Below are 13,246 nucleotides of genomic sequence, written 5' to 3'. Positions count from 1 at the left end.
CCAACAGGGAGGGGCGATGGGCCGGCTGAAACGTCTCCCGGTTACTCTACACGTAGCGGTGCTTCTGATCCTGGTCGGACCAGGATCCGATCTGATTGGCCAGGAGATCACGATTCCTGGCGATCTGGCGTCCTGCACGACCTGCCGGATCGAGTTGACGCCAGTCGTGATCTTGGATGGGCGCTCGGCGGATCGCGTCAATGAGCCCTTCTCGCTCGCCCGCGACTCCCGTGGATGGTGGTATATGTCCTCGATGCTGGACGCGACCGCCGTACTCAGGTTCGACTCGGTGGGCCGATTCCGAGGCGCCATCGGTCGAGGCGGTCAAGGGCCGGGTGAGTACAGCTTCATCCGGTTTCTTCAAGTGACAGAGGGTGACTCGCTTCTCGTATTCGACATCGGCAATCGTCGGATGACGACAGTTACTCCAACGCTCGATGTGGTTGCCACGCGAGCTATCGCGCTGGGGGCGTCTCAGGGTCTGCTCCGCTTGCCCGACGGCAGCATGGTCACGGCAGAGGTGATCCGCTCTCCCGAGCGAGCAGGATTCCCCCTGCACAGGATCGACACCGAGGGAGTCCTGGAGCGGTCTTTCGGTGCGGAGAACCCGGAGTATCGGAGATCCGACGACGAGTCTCTCTGGCGCTCGTTGTCGAACCTCCATGACGGGCGCTTCTGGTCGGCGAACTTGACGGAGTACCGACTGGATCAGTGGTCCGTTGCTGGGGAGCACGTCCGCACACTTCGTCGTGACGTCCCGTGGTTTCGTCCTCACCGCGACCCGGGCATCGACGTGGAGCATCCAGAGCGACCGCCGCGGCCCGGGATCATGGATGTACGGATCGACCCCTCGGGTGCACTATGGGTCAACGTTCGCGTGGCGGACCAGGAGTTCCACGAAGGTCTTGGGGACATCAGAGGGATCTACGATCGCCCAATGACGGGAATCACCGACTACGTACGGTACTACGACTCGAGGATCGAGATTCTCGATCCACAGTCGGGCGCACTGATATGGTTTCAGACGCTGGATCAACCACTGCGCTTCGTTGCCGGTGGGGACTATGCATACTGGTACGAAGAAGACGCCAATGGCGTGCCGAGAATCCCCATTGTGAAGGTGATGCTCAGACGATAAGGGCGGGTCGCAGCCGGCGAAGGCTGCGGCCCCGCCCCGAAGAGTCGGCGGACCCGCGAGCGAGACTGCTCTGACTTCGCGCGCCCTTCACTCCGCCCGCGCCGACCGCAACAGCGACACGAGCTGGTGGTCCGAGAACGAACGGGCCTTGAGCAGGATGTCGTCCAGGCTGGGCTCGATGAAGATGACGGTGGTGTTCACCGGATCCTCGTCGGGCGCGTCCGCCTGGGAGAAGGAGACGAACGCGCGATAGGCCGCGCTGTCCGGCCGCTCCGTGAAGTCCAGGTAGGCGTCCCAGAAGCGCCCGTCGAAGCTGACGGTGGCCAGGTGCTGCCGCTCGGTCCGGCGGGCGGATTCCGCTTCCATGCTGCCTCCAGAGGACGTTCGGGCGTCTGCTACCCGGATCGGCGCAGCAAGAGCCGCCGCCACCGGTCCCGCAGGAGCCGTCGGACGAGGGCCGCCACGCCGATGCGGAAGCGCTCCCGCTCCTCGGGTGCAGGCGTGCTTCCCCACCGGACCCGCTGGTACAGCGCGAGGAGTGCGCCGGCTTCCGCGGCGTGCGGCGCGGCCTCCGCCTGCAGGCGCGACGACAGCGCCTGCGGTCCCAGCGTGTCCGCGCCCTCCACCCCGGACCGTGCATACGCGCGGCGCAGGCGCAGGAAGGTACGGCTTTCGGGCCGGAGCCGCGGCCCCCCGCCGCGCTGCAGCACCATCCAGGTGAGGATCACGGCCACGGTGGCGACCAGCAGGATCAGAGGCGCCCGCTGCGGACCGCGTGGGGGTGCGGGGGTGCCGGGCTCGACCGGGGGCTCCTCGCCCCGGAGGCGATCGAGCAGGTCGCCCTGACGCTCCGGTCCGTAGTCGAGCACCCACTTGTTCCAGCGATGCCGGAGCCCGTCCAGGAGCAGCCGCCCGGGCCAGTTCGCGCCCGCGCCCACCGCCGAGCCCGCCACGGAGGAGGGAGTAGGGTCGAACGGCACCCACCCGAACCCGGGGAACCACACCTCCACCCACGAGTGGGCCTCGTTCTGCGTGACGGCCAGGTAGCGACCGAAGCCGTTCCACTCCCCGCCCAGGAACCCGTTGACCTCCCGGGCCTCGATCCCGAGGGCGCGCAGGAGCACGACCATCCCCGTGCTGAAGTACTCGCAGTGGCCGGCGCGTCGCTCGAAGAGGAAGTACTCCAGGGTGGCCTGCTGGGCGGTGGCCGGCAGCTCGCGCGTGTAGGTGAACTCGCGGTGGAACCAGTCCCGGATCGCCACGGCCCGGTCGTAGCGCGTGGGCGCGGAGGAGCCTAGCGAGTCCGCCAGGCGGACGATGTCGATCTCCAGCGGCGGCAGCTGCAGGAAGGCCCGTCCACCGGGAACGAAGCGTCCGTCGGCCACCCGCAGCGAATCCGCGTCGGGGATCTCCAGGCGGGAGAGGGCCGTGTAGACCGGCTCGCCGGCCCCCCAGTAGAGAAGGTCGCCCGCGGTGTCGAGCAGGGGGTTGATGGTGGACGTGGAATAGACGGACATCACCGGGTGCAGCGCCGGCAGGACGCGCGAATCGAGGCGGGCGGCGTAGATGCGTTGCTCGACCTCCGGACCGGGCCAGCGCGTGCGATACCACTCCCGCGGAGCCGCGGCCGGGCGCAGGCCGCGCGTGCGCGACCAGCGGGTGCCGTCGAAGCGGTCGTAGGAGCGGCCGCGCCAGTACAGCGCGGAGGCGGGCGGCGGGCCCCCACCGGGGAATTCCACCCGGAGCACCACCTCGGGATTGGGGCCGATGGTGGCGCCGTGGGTGCCGAGCGTCACCTGATCGGCGAAGCCCGCGACCGGTGTCCCGCTGGTGGGGTCCCGGCCGGGGAAGTCCCGCGAGACCCGCGGGAAGGCCGCGAAGACGAACACGGCGAAGACCACCACGAAGCAGGCGGCGCCCAGCGCGGGGCCGGCCAGCCCGGGAAGACGACGGGGCGGGGTGCCGCCGTGGCGCCGGGCCTCACGCTCCAGGTGCCCGAGCACCAGGGCGGGGACCAGGGTGACGGCGCCGCCCAGGAAGGCGAACGCGAACACCGGCCCGGGTCGGTACGCCGTCGAGGCCAGCAGCAGCGCGAAGACCAGCGCGTACAGGCGGGCATCGTTGGGGGTCTCGAGCGGGCGGAGCGCCTCGGCCACCAGCAGGAGCAGCAGCAGGTCCACCACCGGGAGGACGAGGTCGCCGCGCAGCACGAAGGCCTCGAACAGCGCGCGCGCCACCAGCAGCAGGGCGATGGGCAGCCACACCTGCTCCACCCGGCGCCCCAGCGCGGGGCCGGGCTGCCAGATCAGGACCAGGCCCAGGATGGCGGCCGCGAGCCAGCCGCTGGGCCAGACGAACCCGACCCCCCCGGCGTAGGAGAGCAGCGCGAAGAGCGCGGCCGTGACCACCAGACGACGGTGGAGGCGCGCCAACGTCACGGCGCCTCCACGTCGACGATCTCGTCCCCGATGGGGGCGCCCGTGACGGCCTGCCGTGGGATGGCGACCGGGTCCCTGCCCTCGCCGCCGAACTGCACGCGCGCCATGGTGTCCAGCACGCGGACCAGGTGGGCGCTGCCCGTGCCCGGGTCGATGCGCGCGGGGGCGGCCAGGAGGCCGAAGGGGACTCCACGCGCGTGCAGGGCCCGCGAGAAGGCGCACGCCCGCTCCAGCGCCCGCTCCGCCTCCGGGCCGGGCGCGCGCCCGGTGTCCACCCGCAACCACAGGGGCCGGTCCCGCTCGCCCTCGAACTCGCGGATGATGGGTTCCCCGCGTCGGGCGGACGAGGTCCAGTGGATGTCACGGGGGTCGTCGCCCGGTCGATACTCGCGCAAGGAGTGGAAGTCCGCGCGCGCGCCCGCGGCCACGGCGGCCTGGCGGGCGTGGGTGCCGGCGGAGCGCCGGCCTGGATCGCCGGCGGGTGCCGGGAGCTCCAGCTCCACGAAGCGGGGCCAGACCAGGATCTCGCCCGCCAGGCGCACGTCGCGCGCCTTGCGGAAGAGGCCGAACGGGAAGCCCGTCTCCAGGGTCAGCCGGTCGAGCGGGTAGGCACCCCGATGCTCGAAGCGGACCGTGACGCGCGTCTCGGCGCTCGTGCCGGGTCCCACCCAGGCCACGAAGGCGTCCCCCCGGATGCCCTCCTCCCGCAGGTGCAGGGCCAGGGTGGGGAGGCGCCGCTTCGCGTTGTGGACCCGGTAGGCGAGCTCGATGGGCCCCTCCGCCGGCCCCGGCCGGACGCGCTCGCGCTCCACCCGCAGCCCGCGCAGCGCCCGCTCCGAAAGCCAGCCGCTCACCGCGATCAGGCCCAGCATGCCGCCGACGAGCAGGAACAGCAGGTTGTTGCCGGAGTGGATCGCGGCTCCGCCGGTCGCCAGCGTGCCGAGGCTGAAGAGGGTCCCGGCGCGCGTGAAGCGGAGCCGGCGCGGAAGCCGGAGGCGGGACACGGGCGCCGTCAGAGCGGAGCCGGCACCGCCGTCAGGATCTCCTCGAGCCCCGACACGGCCTCGCGGTCGACGCCCGGAAGCCCTCCGCTGCCGAGGATCCGGTGCGAGAGGCAGGGCACCGCCAGGTGGCGGACGTCTTCGGGGACCACGAAGTCGCGGCCGTCCACCAGGGCCCAGGCACGCGCCGCGGCCAGCAGGCCCACCGCCGCGCGCGGGCTGGCTCCGAGCGCGATGGCCGGGTGGCTCCGGGTGCGCCGGACGATCTCCAGCAGGTAGGACGAGATGTCCTCCGCCACGTGCACGTCCTCGACGCGCTGCTGCAGGTCCAGGACCTCCTGCCGGTCCAGGATGGGCTGCAGCTGGGCCAGCCGATCCTCGACGGCTCCACCCTCCAGCAGGATGCGCCGCTCCGCCTCCGGGTCCGGATAGCCGATCGTGATCCGCATCAGGAAGCGGTCGAGCTGGCTCTCGGGGAGGGGATAGGCCCCGTGCGACTCGAAGGGGTTCTGGGTCGCCAGCACCAGGAAGGGCTCGGGCAACGGGAGCGTGCGGCCGTCGATGGTGGCCTGCCGCTCCTGCATGGCCTGCAGCAGGCCGCTCTGGGTGCGGGGCGGGGCCCGGTTGATCTCGTCCGCCAGCAACACGTGGGCGAAGATCGGCCCCTGCCGGGTCTCGAAGGTGGCGGTGTGCGGGTTGAAGACCGCAACGCCGACCACGTCCGAGGGCAGGAGGTCGGCCGTGAACTGGACGCGCTGGAAGTCGAGCCCGAGCGCCCGGGCCAACCCACGGGCCAGGGTGGTCTTCCCGACGCCGGGCACGTCCTCCACCAGGAGGTGGCCACGGGCCAGGAGCGTGACGAGGGCGAGCCGGACCGTATCCCGCCGACCGTGGAAGACGCGCTCGACCTGGTCGATGAGATGTTCGACCCGCTCCAGCCGCGGAAGCGTGCGGGAGGCGGTCTCCACTGGATGCATCCATTTGACACACCGTGTCCTGGAAAAGGTTTCTCCCGGGAGTGGGTTGCGGCGTTGACACCCCCGGCGGACCCGGTCTAACTTCTGCCCGGCTTTTTCCCAGCCTTTTCCGGCTCTTGTCAGCCGCCCGCCGGGGCGATCGGAGCGTATGAGAAAGCGGTGGACGGTCCTCGCCGGAGGCGGGGCACTGACCCTGGCCATCATGGCCTTTGTCCAGGGAAGCGATCAGCAGGCGGCCCCGTCCGATGTGGTCTATACGTCCGACGTGCAACCGATCGCGTTTCCCCACAGCGTGCATGCCGGCACGTTCCAGATCGACTGCCAGTACTGCCACTTCTCGGCGGAGCGCTCGGTGGACGCGGGCATTCCCCCCGTGAAGACCTGCATCGGGTGCCACACGCTGATCAACGGCCGCACGCCCTCCGCGCAGGCGGCCATCCAGCAGGTGCGCGAGTACGACCAGCGCGGTGAGTCCATCCCCTGGACCCGCATCTACAAGATCTCCGACCACGCCCACTTCCCCCACCTGCGTCACGTGAACGCGGGCGTGGACTGTACCGAGTGCCACGGCCAGGTGCAGGAGATCGGCGTGATCGAAGAGGTCAACCAACCGCTCTACATGGGGTGGTGCGTGAGCTGTCACCGGGAGCGCGACGTCACCACGGACTGCACGGTCTGTCACTACTGACCGTGCGCCGGATGCCGCCTTCCCCCGAGCCCGCATCGACCCGACACCGAGTGACTTCATGAGCGAAGGGATACAGAGAAGGGACTTCCTGAAGGTCCTGGGCGTCGGGAGCGCAGGCGCCGCCGTGAGCGGCTGCTCCACCCAGTCGGCCGAGAAGCTCCTGCCCTATGTGGTGCCGCCCGAGGAGATCACCCCCGGCGTCGCGACCTGGTACGCGACCGTCGACGGCGACTCCCCCTACGGCTACGGCCTGTGGGCCCGCACCCGCGAAGGACGCGTGGTCATGCTCGAGGGCAACCCCGAGCACCCGATCAACGAGGGCGCGCTGACCTCGCAGGAGCACGCCGCGCTCCAGCACCTCTACAATCCCGACCGCTTCACCGGGCCCATGCAGCGCGTGGGCGGGCAGCTCCAGCCCATCACCTGGGAGGAAGCCGAGCAGCTCCTGGCCACCCGTATGCGGGAAGCCGGCAGCAACGTCCTGTTCCTCCACGGGCACACGGGGCCGTCGCTGTCGAGCCTCATCGGCTCGGTCACGCAGGCGGTCGGGGGCAGATCCGTAGGCTGGGAGCCCATCCAGGACACGCCGCTGGAGGAGGCGGCCCGCATCGCCTTCGGCGCCGCCGGCCGGCCCCGCTACGACATCGGCAGCGCCCGGTTCCTGCTCTCGTTCGGCTCCGACTTCCTGCTCACCTGCGGCCCCGTGCTCGAGAACACCCGGGGCTTCATGGAGATGCACCACGTCGACGAGCACGGCACCAAGGGCACGTTCGTCTACCTGGGTTCCCGCCTGAACCTCAGCGGCCAGAACGCGGACGAGTGGTTCCCCATCGCTCCGGGCTCGGAGGCCGTGGTCGCGCTGGCCATGGCCAACGTGATCGCGCGCCGCGGCGGGGACGCGGGCCCGTACGCATCGCTGCTCGGGGCCTACGATCCGCAGTCGGCTGCCGCGGCTTCCGGCCTGTCCGCCGAGGCCATCGAAGAGCTGGCCACCCGCTTCGTCGAGGAGGGACCCGGCCTCGCGCTCGGCCCCGGGCTCGGCGGCCATCACCGCGGGGCGACCGCCGCCAACCTGGCGGTCCTGGTCCTCAACGCGGTGGCGGGCGCGGTCGGCCGCTCGCTCCACTTCGACGGGGGCGCCCCGCTGGTCTCCCAGGCCGCCATGATGGAGGCCCTGCGCGCCGCCCAGGGCGGCGTCGTGCTGGTACGGGGCGTCAACCCCGCCTACGCGCTTCCCGAGGGCGCGGGCTTCGCCGCGGCGTTCGGCGCCGCCGGCTTCCGGGTCTCCTTCGCGACCGCGCCCGACGAGACGTCGGCGCTGTGCGACCTGATCCTGCCGGACGCGCACTTCCTGGAATCGTGGGGAGACTCCAACCCCCGGCCCGGACTGTGGGCCATCCAGCAGCCGGCCATGCGGCCGGTCCCGATGTTCGACAGTCGCGCCACCGGAGACGTGCTGCTGGGTGTCCTGCGCCAGCTGGGCCAGGATCCGGGTGCCGCGGACTACCGCACCTTCGTGCAGAACCGATGGTCGCAGCTCCACGCCACGCAGGGCGGGGGCGGGGACTTCCAGGCCGCGTGGCGCGAAGCGCTGCGGACGGGCTTCGTGCAGTGGGGTGGCACGGCGGACGCGGCCGCTCCGGCGCTGCAGGCGGCCAACGCGGCCCTGTCGTTCGATGCGCCCCAGATGGACGGCGACGGCCTGATCCTGACGGTCCACCCGTCCGGCCGCTTCGGCGACGGTCGCTACGCCAACAGCCCCTGGATGCTCGAGCTGCCGGATCCCATCTCCAAGCTCATGTGGCAGTCGTGGCTGGAGATCCATCCCGCCACCGCCGACGAGCTGGGCGTGCGGGACGGCGACATCGTGCGGGTGAGCTCCCCGCACGGGGAGCTGGACGTGCCGGTGTGGCTCTACCCCGGCATCCGGCGCGACACGGTGGCGCTGGCCGCAGGCATGGGGCACACGGACTACGGTCGCTGGGCCACCAATCAGGGCGTCAACGCCATGCGCCTGCTGGGCGGCGAGACGGAGGTGCCCTCGGGTGCCACGGTGCTGCTGTCGACGCGGGTGCAGGTGACGCCCACGGGAGACTGGAAGCGCCCGGTCACGATCGCCGGCTCGGACAGCGATCATGGTCGGCCGATCGCGCCGGCCGTGGCGCTCGCTGCGCTCGGCCACGCCGAAGAGGGCGAGGGCGGGCACGGCGAAGGGCCCATCGGTGAGCTCCAGCTCATGGGCGGCTTCAAGCCCGTCGAGACGGACGGCGAGCCCGAGGACTATCCGCTGCCCGGGCTCCTGTACGGCAACTACGCCGACCCGGAGAACACCCCGCGGTGGGCCATGGCCATCGACCTGGACAAGTGCACCGGGTGCAGCGCCTGCGTCACCGCCTGCCAGGCAGAGAACAACATCGCCTACGTGGGCGAGGACCAGGCCGCCATGGGCCGTGAGCTGCACTGGATGCGCATCGAGCGCTACTACGCCCATGTGGACGCCGAGCACGCGGGCCACGTGGACGTGCGCCGGGTGCCCATGCTGTGCCAGCACTGCGGCAACGCGCCGTGCGAGCCGGTCTGCCCGGTCTTCGCCGCGTACCACACGCCGGACGGGCTGAACGGCCAGGTCTACAACCGGTGCGTGGGCACGCGCTACTGCGCCAACAACTGCCCGTACAAGGTCCGGGTCTTCAACTGGTACCGGTACACGCAGGCCATGCCGGAGCCGTTGAACTGGCAGTTCAACCCGGACGTGACCGTTCGGGACAACGGCGTCATGGAGAAGTGCACGTTCTGCGTCCAGCGGATCCGCGAGGTCCAGAACCGTGCCCGCGTCGAGAACCGGGCGCTGCAGGACGGCGAGATCGTGCCTGCCTGCCAGCACACGTGTCCGGCGGACGCGATCGTCTTCGGCAACATCCGCGACCCCAACTCGCGGGTCGCGCAGTGGACGCACAACGAGCGCACGTACCGTGTGCTCGACGAGCTCATCAACACCCAACCCGCGGTGAGCTACCTGAAGAAGGTGACGCACCACGAGGTCGCCCAGGCGGAGCATTAGGAGCGGACCGACGTCCATGGCCATCGACCAAGCCACCCGCCGCGGTGCCCTGACCCACCCCGACGTCACGTCGTACAGTCAGGTCAATCGCGACATCCTGAAGATGATGTCCAAGCCCGGTCCGGGCTGGTGGGCATTGCTCGTCGTCGCGATCCTCGGGATCGGGCTGTTCTTCGGTTCCTGGGGCAACCAGATGGTCCAGGGGATCGGCGTCAGCGGCCTGAACAACCCGGTGGGATGGGGCGTCTACATCACCACCTTCGTGTTCTGGGTCGGTATCGCGCACTCGGGCACGCTGATCTCCGCCATCCTGTTCCTGTTCCGGGCGCCCTGGCGGCAGTCCATCTACCGCGCTGCGGAGGCCATGACGGTCTTCGCGGTGATGACGGCCGGTCTGTTCCCGCTCATCCACGTGGGGCGGGTCTGGCTGGCGTACTGGCTGATCCCCTACCCGAACTCGCGCTTCCTCTGGCCGAACTTCCGCTCCCCGCTGGTCTGGGACGTGTTCGCGGTGACCACCTACTTCACCGTGTCGGCCACGTTCTTCTTCCTGGGCACCATCCCCGACCTGGCGTCGGCGCGCGACGCCGCCACCGGGCTGCGCAAGAAGTTCTATGCGGCGGTGTCGCTGGGCTGGCGCGGCACGGACCGGGAATGGCACCACTTCTCCAAGGCCTACATCTACCTGGCCGCCCTCGCCACGCCGCTGGTGCTCTCGGTGCACTCGGTGGTGTCGTGGGACTTCGCCATGTCGATCGTGCCCGGCTGGCACGCCACCATCTTCGCGCCCTACTTCGTGGCGGGCGCCATCTTCTCGGGCGTGGCGATGGTGATCACCATCGTCGTGCCGCTCCGGAAGATCTTCGGTCTCGAGGCCTACCTGACCGTCAAGCACTTCGACGCGATGGCCAAGCTGTGCCTCCTGACCGGCCTGATCGTCTTCTACGCCTACCTCACCGAGTTCTTCATGGCGTGGTACTCGGGTGAGGAAGTGGAGCGCACCGCCTTCTGGAACCGCCTGTTCGGGCACTACTGGTGGGCCACGTGGACCATGCTGGTCTGCAACGGCTTCATCCCGGTGCTGCTCTGGTTCAAGCGGGTGCGCCATTCGATCGCGGCGCTCTTCGTCATCACGCTGTTCATCAACATCGGGATGTGGTTCGAGCGCTACGTCATCATCGTGACGTCGCTGTCGCACGAGTACGAGCCGTTCGCGTGGGGCGTCTACCGGCCCTCGCTCACCGAGATGGGCATCCTGATCGGCAGCTTCTGCTGGTTCGGCTTCTGGATGCTCCTCTTCACGCGGCTGTTGCCGCCGGTGGCCATCGCGGAGCTCAAGGAGGTCCTGCCCGCCCCGATGCGGAGCAAGGAGGGAGCGCACTGATGAGTGCTTCGAGCGTTCTCGCGAGCTTCAACGAGGTCGACGCCACCGTCGGCGCCATCGAGCGCCTGCGGGCGGCCGGCTTCAAGAAGCTCACCGCCTATGCGCCGTTCCCGGAGCACCACATCGAGCACGCCCTGGGCTACAAGGAGAGCCCGGTGCGCGTCTTCACGCTCGTCGGGGGTCTCACCGGAGCGGCCACGGGCTTCGGCTTCACCATGTTCTCGCAGATGGACTGGCCGCTCGTCACGGGGGGCAAGCCCATCTTCTCCATCCCGGCCTACGTGGTCATCGCGTTCGAGCTCACCATCCTGTTCGGCGCGCTCTCCACGTTGATCGGGCTCTTCGCCCTGATGAAGCTGCCGCGCTTCCGCTCCCCGGTCGTCTACGACGCGGAGCTGTCCAGCGGCCGCTTCGGCGTGTTGGTGGAAGCGCCGCCCGACCGGATCGCGGAGGCACGCCGCATCCTGGAGGAGGCGCGTCCCGCCCTGCTCGAGGCCACTCCATGACGCGCATGTCCCACGTGGTTCGGCGGGCCGCCCGCCAGGTCCGCCTGCCTCTCCTGGCGCTCCTGCTCGGTAGCGGCGTGTCCGCCTGCATTCCGATGGACAACCTCATGTTCGCCATCTTCGGGCGCAGCATGCGTAGCCAGCCGTCCTTCGATCCGTACGAGAACACGATCCAGCCGCCCGAAGGGGCCGTGCCGTTCGCGGCGGGGAACTTCCCGGCGGCTCCGGGCCAGCTCAACATCGGCCAGCCCGAGGGCACGGCCATCCCGGCGCCCGTGACGCAGGGAGACCTGCTCACCCGGCCGGACGTGGTGAACAGCCTCACCAATCCGGTGGCGGCCGACGAAGCCTCGCTGGCGCGCGGCCAGGTCGTGTTCAACCGCATGTGCGCTCCCTGCCACGGCGTCCAGGGTGCCGGAGACGGCCCCACGACCCAGGTGGGCATGCTGCCGATGCCGCTGACCTCCGATCAGGCCCGCGGCTTCTCGGACGGCTACATCTACTCGATCATCCGCGTCGGGCGCGGTCTGATGCCGGCGTACGGACATCAGGTCACGCACTTCGATCGCTGGAACGTCGTCAACTACGTCCGCCAGCTGCAGGGCCAGTAGGCGACCCGCCAGGGCAACGAGACCCCTATGTCGAGCATCCACGTCCCCAGCGAGATCCCGACCCGCTTCCTGGCGAAGAAGACGCCGATCGTCGCCGGCGTCCTCTTCCTGATCGGGTTGGCCGCCTTCGTGCTGACCCTCATGCGGGATCCCGCGCAGGCGTGGCGGGCCTACGTGGTGGCCTGGCTGTACTTCCTCTGCATCTCCGCCGGCGCGGTGACGGTGGCCGTGGTCACCTGGATCGTGAAGGCGAAGTGGAACTGGTCGGTGCGGCGGGTCAGCCTGTCGTTCGTGGCGTATCTGCCCATCGCCTTCCTGCTGTTCCTGCCCATGCTCACGCTCGGGGGCGACTACTTCCCCTGGGTGGGGCTGATGGACAGCGACCCCATCGTGGCCAGGAAGGCGGCCTACCTGAACCTGCCGTTCCTGACGGCCCGGGGCGTGGTGGGCCTGCTGCTGATGATCGGGATGGCGGTGTACTTCGCCATGCAGGCGCTGCGGCCGGACATGGGTCTGGTGAAGTCCTCGGGTGCGCACGAAGGAGACGCGGGCCGGACGCGTTGGGTGGAGCGTCTCACCCAGAAGTGGCGGGGCCAGGAAGCCGAGGAGACCATCTCCTACAAGCGCATGACCACCATGGCGCCGGCCTACGTGATGGTCTACGCCGTCGTGATGAGCTTCATCTCGTACGACTGGATCATGTCGTTGGAGCCGCACTGGTTCTCCACGCTGTTCGGCGGCTGGTTCTTCATGGGTGCGCTGTGGGGTGGATTCGCGGTGACGGCCCTGACCACGGTCCTGCTCAAGCGCGCCGACCCGGAGTTCGACCGGGCCGCCGGCATGCAGCAGCTGTGGGATCTGGGCAAGCTCTGCTTCGCCTTCACGGTGTTCTGGACCTACCTCTTCTGGTCCCAGTACATCGTGATCTGGTACGGCAAGCTTCCCTGGGAGCAGTCCTGGGTGGTCGAGCGCTCCGGCGAGCGCTGGAGCATGGTGTCGCTGGCCATGATCCTGCTCTGCTTCGTGCTGCCGTTCGCCACCCTGATCGGCAAGCGCCCCAAGATGATCCCGGGCTGGCTGGCCATGGCCGCCTCCATCATCCTGGTGGGGCAGTGGGTCTGGCAGTACGTGATGGTGGTGCCGTCCATCCATCACGAAGGGGCCACCCTCACGATCTGGGAGCCCCTGATCGCCCTGATGTTCCTGGGCCTGTTCATCGGGTCCGTGCGCTGGTTCCTGTCCACCTTCCCGATCATCCAGGTCTGGCAGCCGATGGTGGACCCGGAGTCCATCGAGGCCGAAGTGGGCGAGGATGCCTCGGCCTGGAAGCGCCACGGGCACGTGATGCACGGATAGCCGGTCCGCGCGTCCTCGCGAGCCACCGAAGGCCGACCCGGTAGCGGGTCGGCCTTTCTGTTACCTGGTGGGCGGAGAGGCGCGTC

Annotated in this window: 11 protein-coding genes; 7 read left to right on the top strand and 4 right to left on the bottom strand. The window is 69.7% G+C overall.

Annotation, left to right across the window (positions count from 1 at the left end):
• Positions 1-16: 16 nt before the first annotated feature.
• Positions 17-1,138 carry a hypothetical protein gene (locus R3E98_12605; protein ID MEZ4424244.1) on the top strand — a complete coding sequence of 374 codons (1,122 nt, stop codon included), beginning with the start codon at positions 17-19 and terminating at the stop codon, positions 1,136-1,138.
• 87 nt (positions 1,139-1,225) lie between these two features.
• Here the strand turns inward: R3E98_12605 and R3E98_12600 are convergent, their stop codons facing one another.
• The 4 genes from R3E98_12600 to R3E98_12585 are packed head-to-tail and all read right to left on the bottom strand — an operon-like array spanning position 1,226 to position 5,554.
• Complete coding sequence (locus tag R3E98_12600; GenBank protein MEZ4424243.1) at positions 1,226-1,504, bottom strand: hypothetical protein; 279 nt, start codon at positions 1,502-1,504, stop codon at positions 1,226-1,228.
• A gap of 29 nt (positions 1,505-1,533) precedes the next feature.
• Complete coding sequence (locus R3E98_12595) at positions 1,534-3,576, bottom strand: transglutaminaseTgpA domain-containing protein (protein MEZ4424242.1); 2,043 nt, start codon at positions 3,574-3,576, stop codon at positions 1,534-1,536.
• Complete coding sequence (locus tag R3E98_12590; protein MEZ4424241.1) at positions 3,573-4,580, bottom strand: DUF58 domain-containing protein; 1,008 nt, start codon at positions 4,578-4,580, stop codon at positions 3,573-3,575. The genes R3E98_12595 and R3E98_12590 overlap by 4 nt, the downstream gene beginning before the upstream one ends.
• Positions 4,581-4,588: 8 nt before the next feature.
• Positions 4,589-5,554 carry a MoxR family ATPase gene (locus R3E98_12585; GenBank protein ID MEZ4424240.1) on the bottom strand — a complete coding sequence of 322 codons (966 nt, stop codon included), beginning with the start codon at positions 5,552-5,554 and terminating at the stop codon, positions 4,589-4,591.
• 148 nt (positions 5,555-5,702) lie between these two features.
• Between R3E98_12585 and R3E98_12580 the strand changes: the two genes are divergently transcribed.
• The 6 genes from R3E98_12580 to R3E98_12555 are packed head-to-tail and all read left to right on the top strand — an operon-like array spanning position 5,703 to position 13,160.
• On the top strand, positions 5,703-6,242 hold the full coding sequence (locus R3E98_12580; protein ID MEZ4424239.1) for a cytochrome c3 family protein: 540 nt from the start codon (positions 5,703-5,705) through the stop codon (positions 6,240-6,242).
• A 58-nt stretch (positions 6,243-6,300) separates the two neighbouring features.
• Complete coding sequence (locus tag R3E98_12575) at positions 6,301-9,303, top strand: 4Fe-4S dicluster domain-containing protein (protein MEZ4424238.1); 3,003 nt, start codon at positions 6,301-6,303, stop codon at positions 9,301-9,303.
• A 16-nt stretch (positions 9,304-9,319) separates the two neighbouring features.
• Entirely contained in the window at positions 9,320-10,687 is a 1,368-nt protein-coding gene (nrfD, locus tag R3E98_12570) for an NrfD/PsrC family molybdoenzyme membrane anchor subunit (protein ID MEZ4424237.1), read from the top strand.
• Positions 10,687-11,193 (top strand): DUF3341 domain-containing protein, encoded by a 507-nt coding sequence (locus R3E98_12565; GenBank protein ID MEZ4424236.1) that lies wholly within the window; start codon positions 10,687-10,689, stop codon positions 11,191-11,193. The genes nrfD and R3E98_12565 overlap by 1 nt, the downstream gene beginning before the upstream one ends.
• Positions 11,190-11,804, top strand: coding sequence for a cytochrome c (locus R3E98_12560; GenBank protein MEZ4424235.1), 615 nt, complete (start codon positions 11,190-11,192; stop codon positions 11,802-11,804). Before R3E98_12565 ends, R3E98_12560 begins: the two co-directional genes overlap by 4 nt.
• 27 nt (positions 11,805-11,831) lie before the next feature.
• Positions 11,832-13,160 (top strand): hypothetical protein, encoded by a 1,329-nt coding sequence (locus R3E98_12555; protein ID MEZ4424234.1) that lies wholly within the window; start codon positions 11,832-11,834, stop codon positions 13,158-13,160.
• Positions 13,161-13,246: the final 86 nt, after the last annotated feature.

The organism is Gemmatimonadota bacterium, assembly GCA_041390125.1.
GTDB lineage: Bacteria > Gemmatimonadota > Gemmatimonadetes > Longimicrobiales > Gaopeijiaceae > JAGQIF01.
Note: the sequence above shows the minus strand (reverse complement) of the source record. Positions and strands in the feature narration are given on the sequence as shown.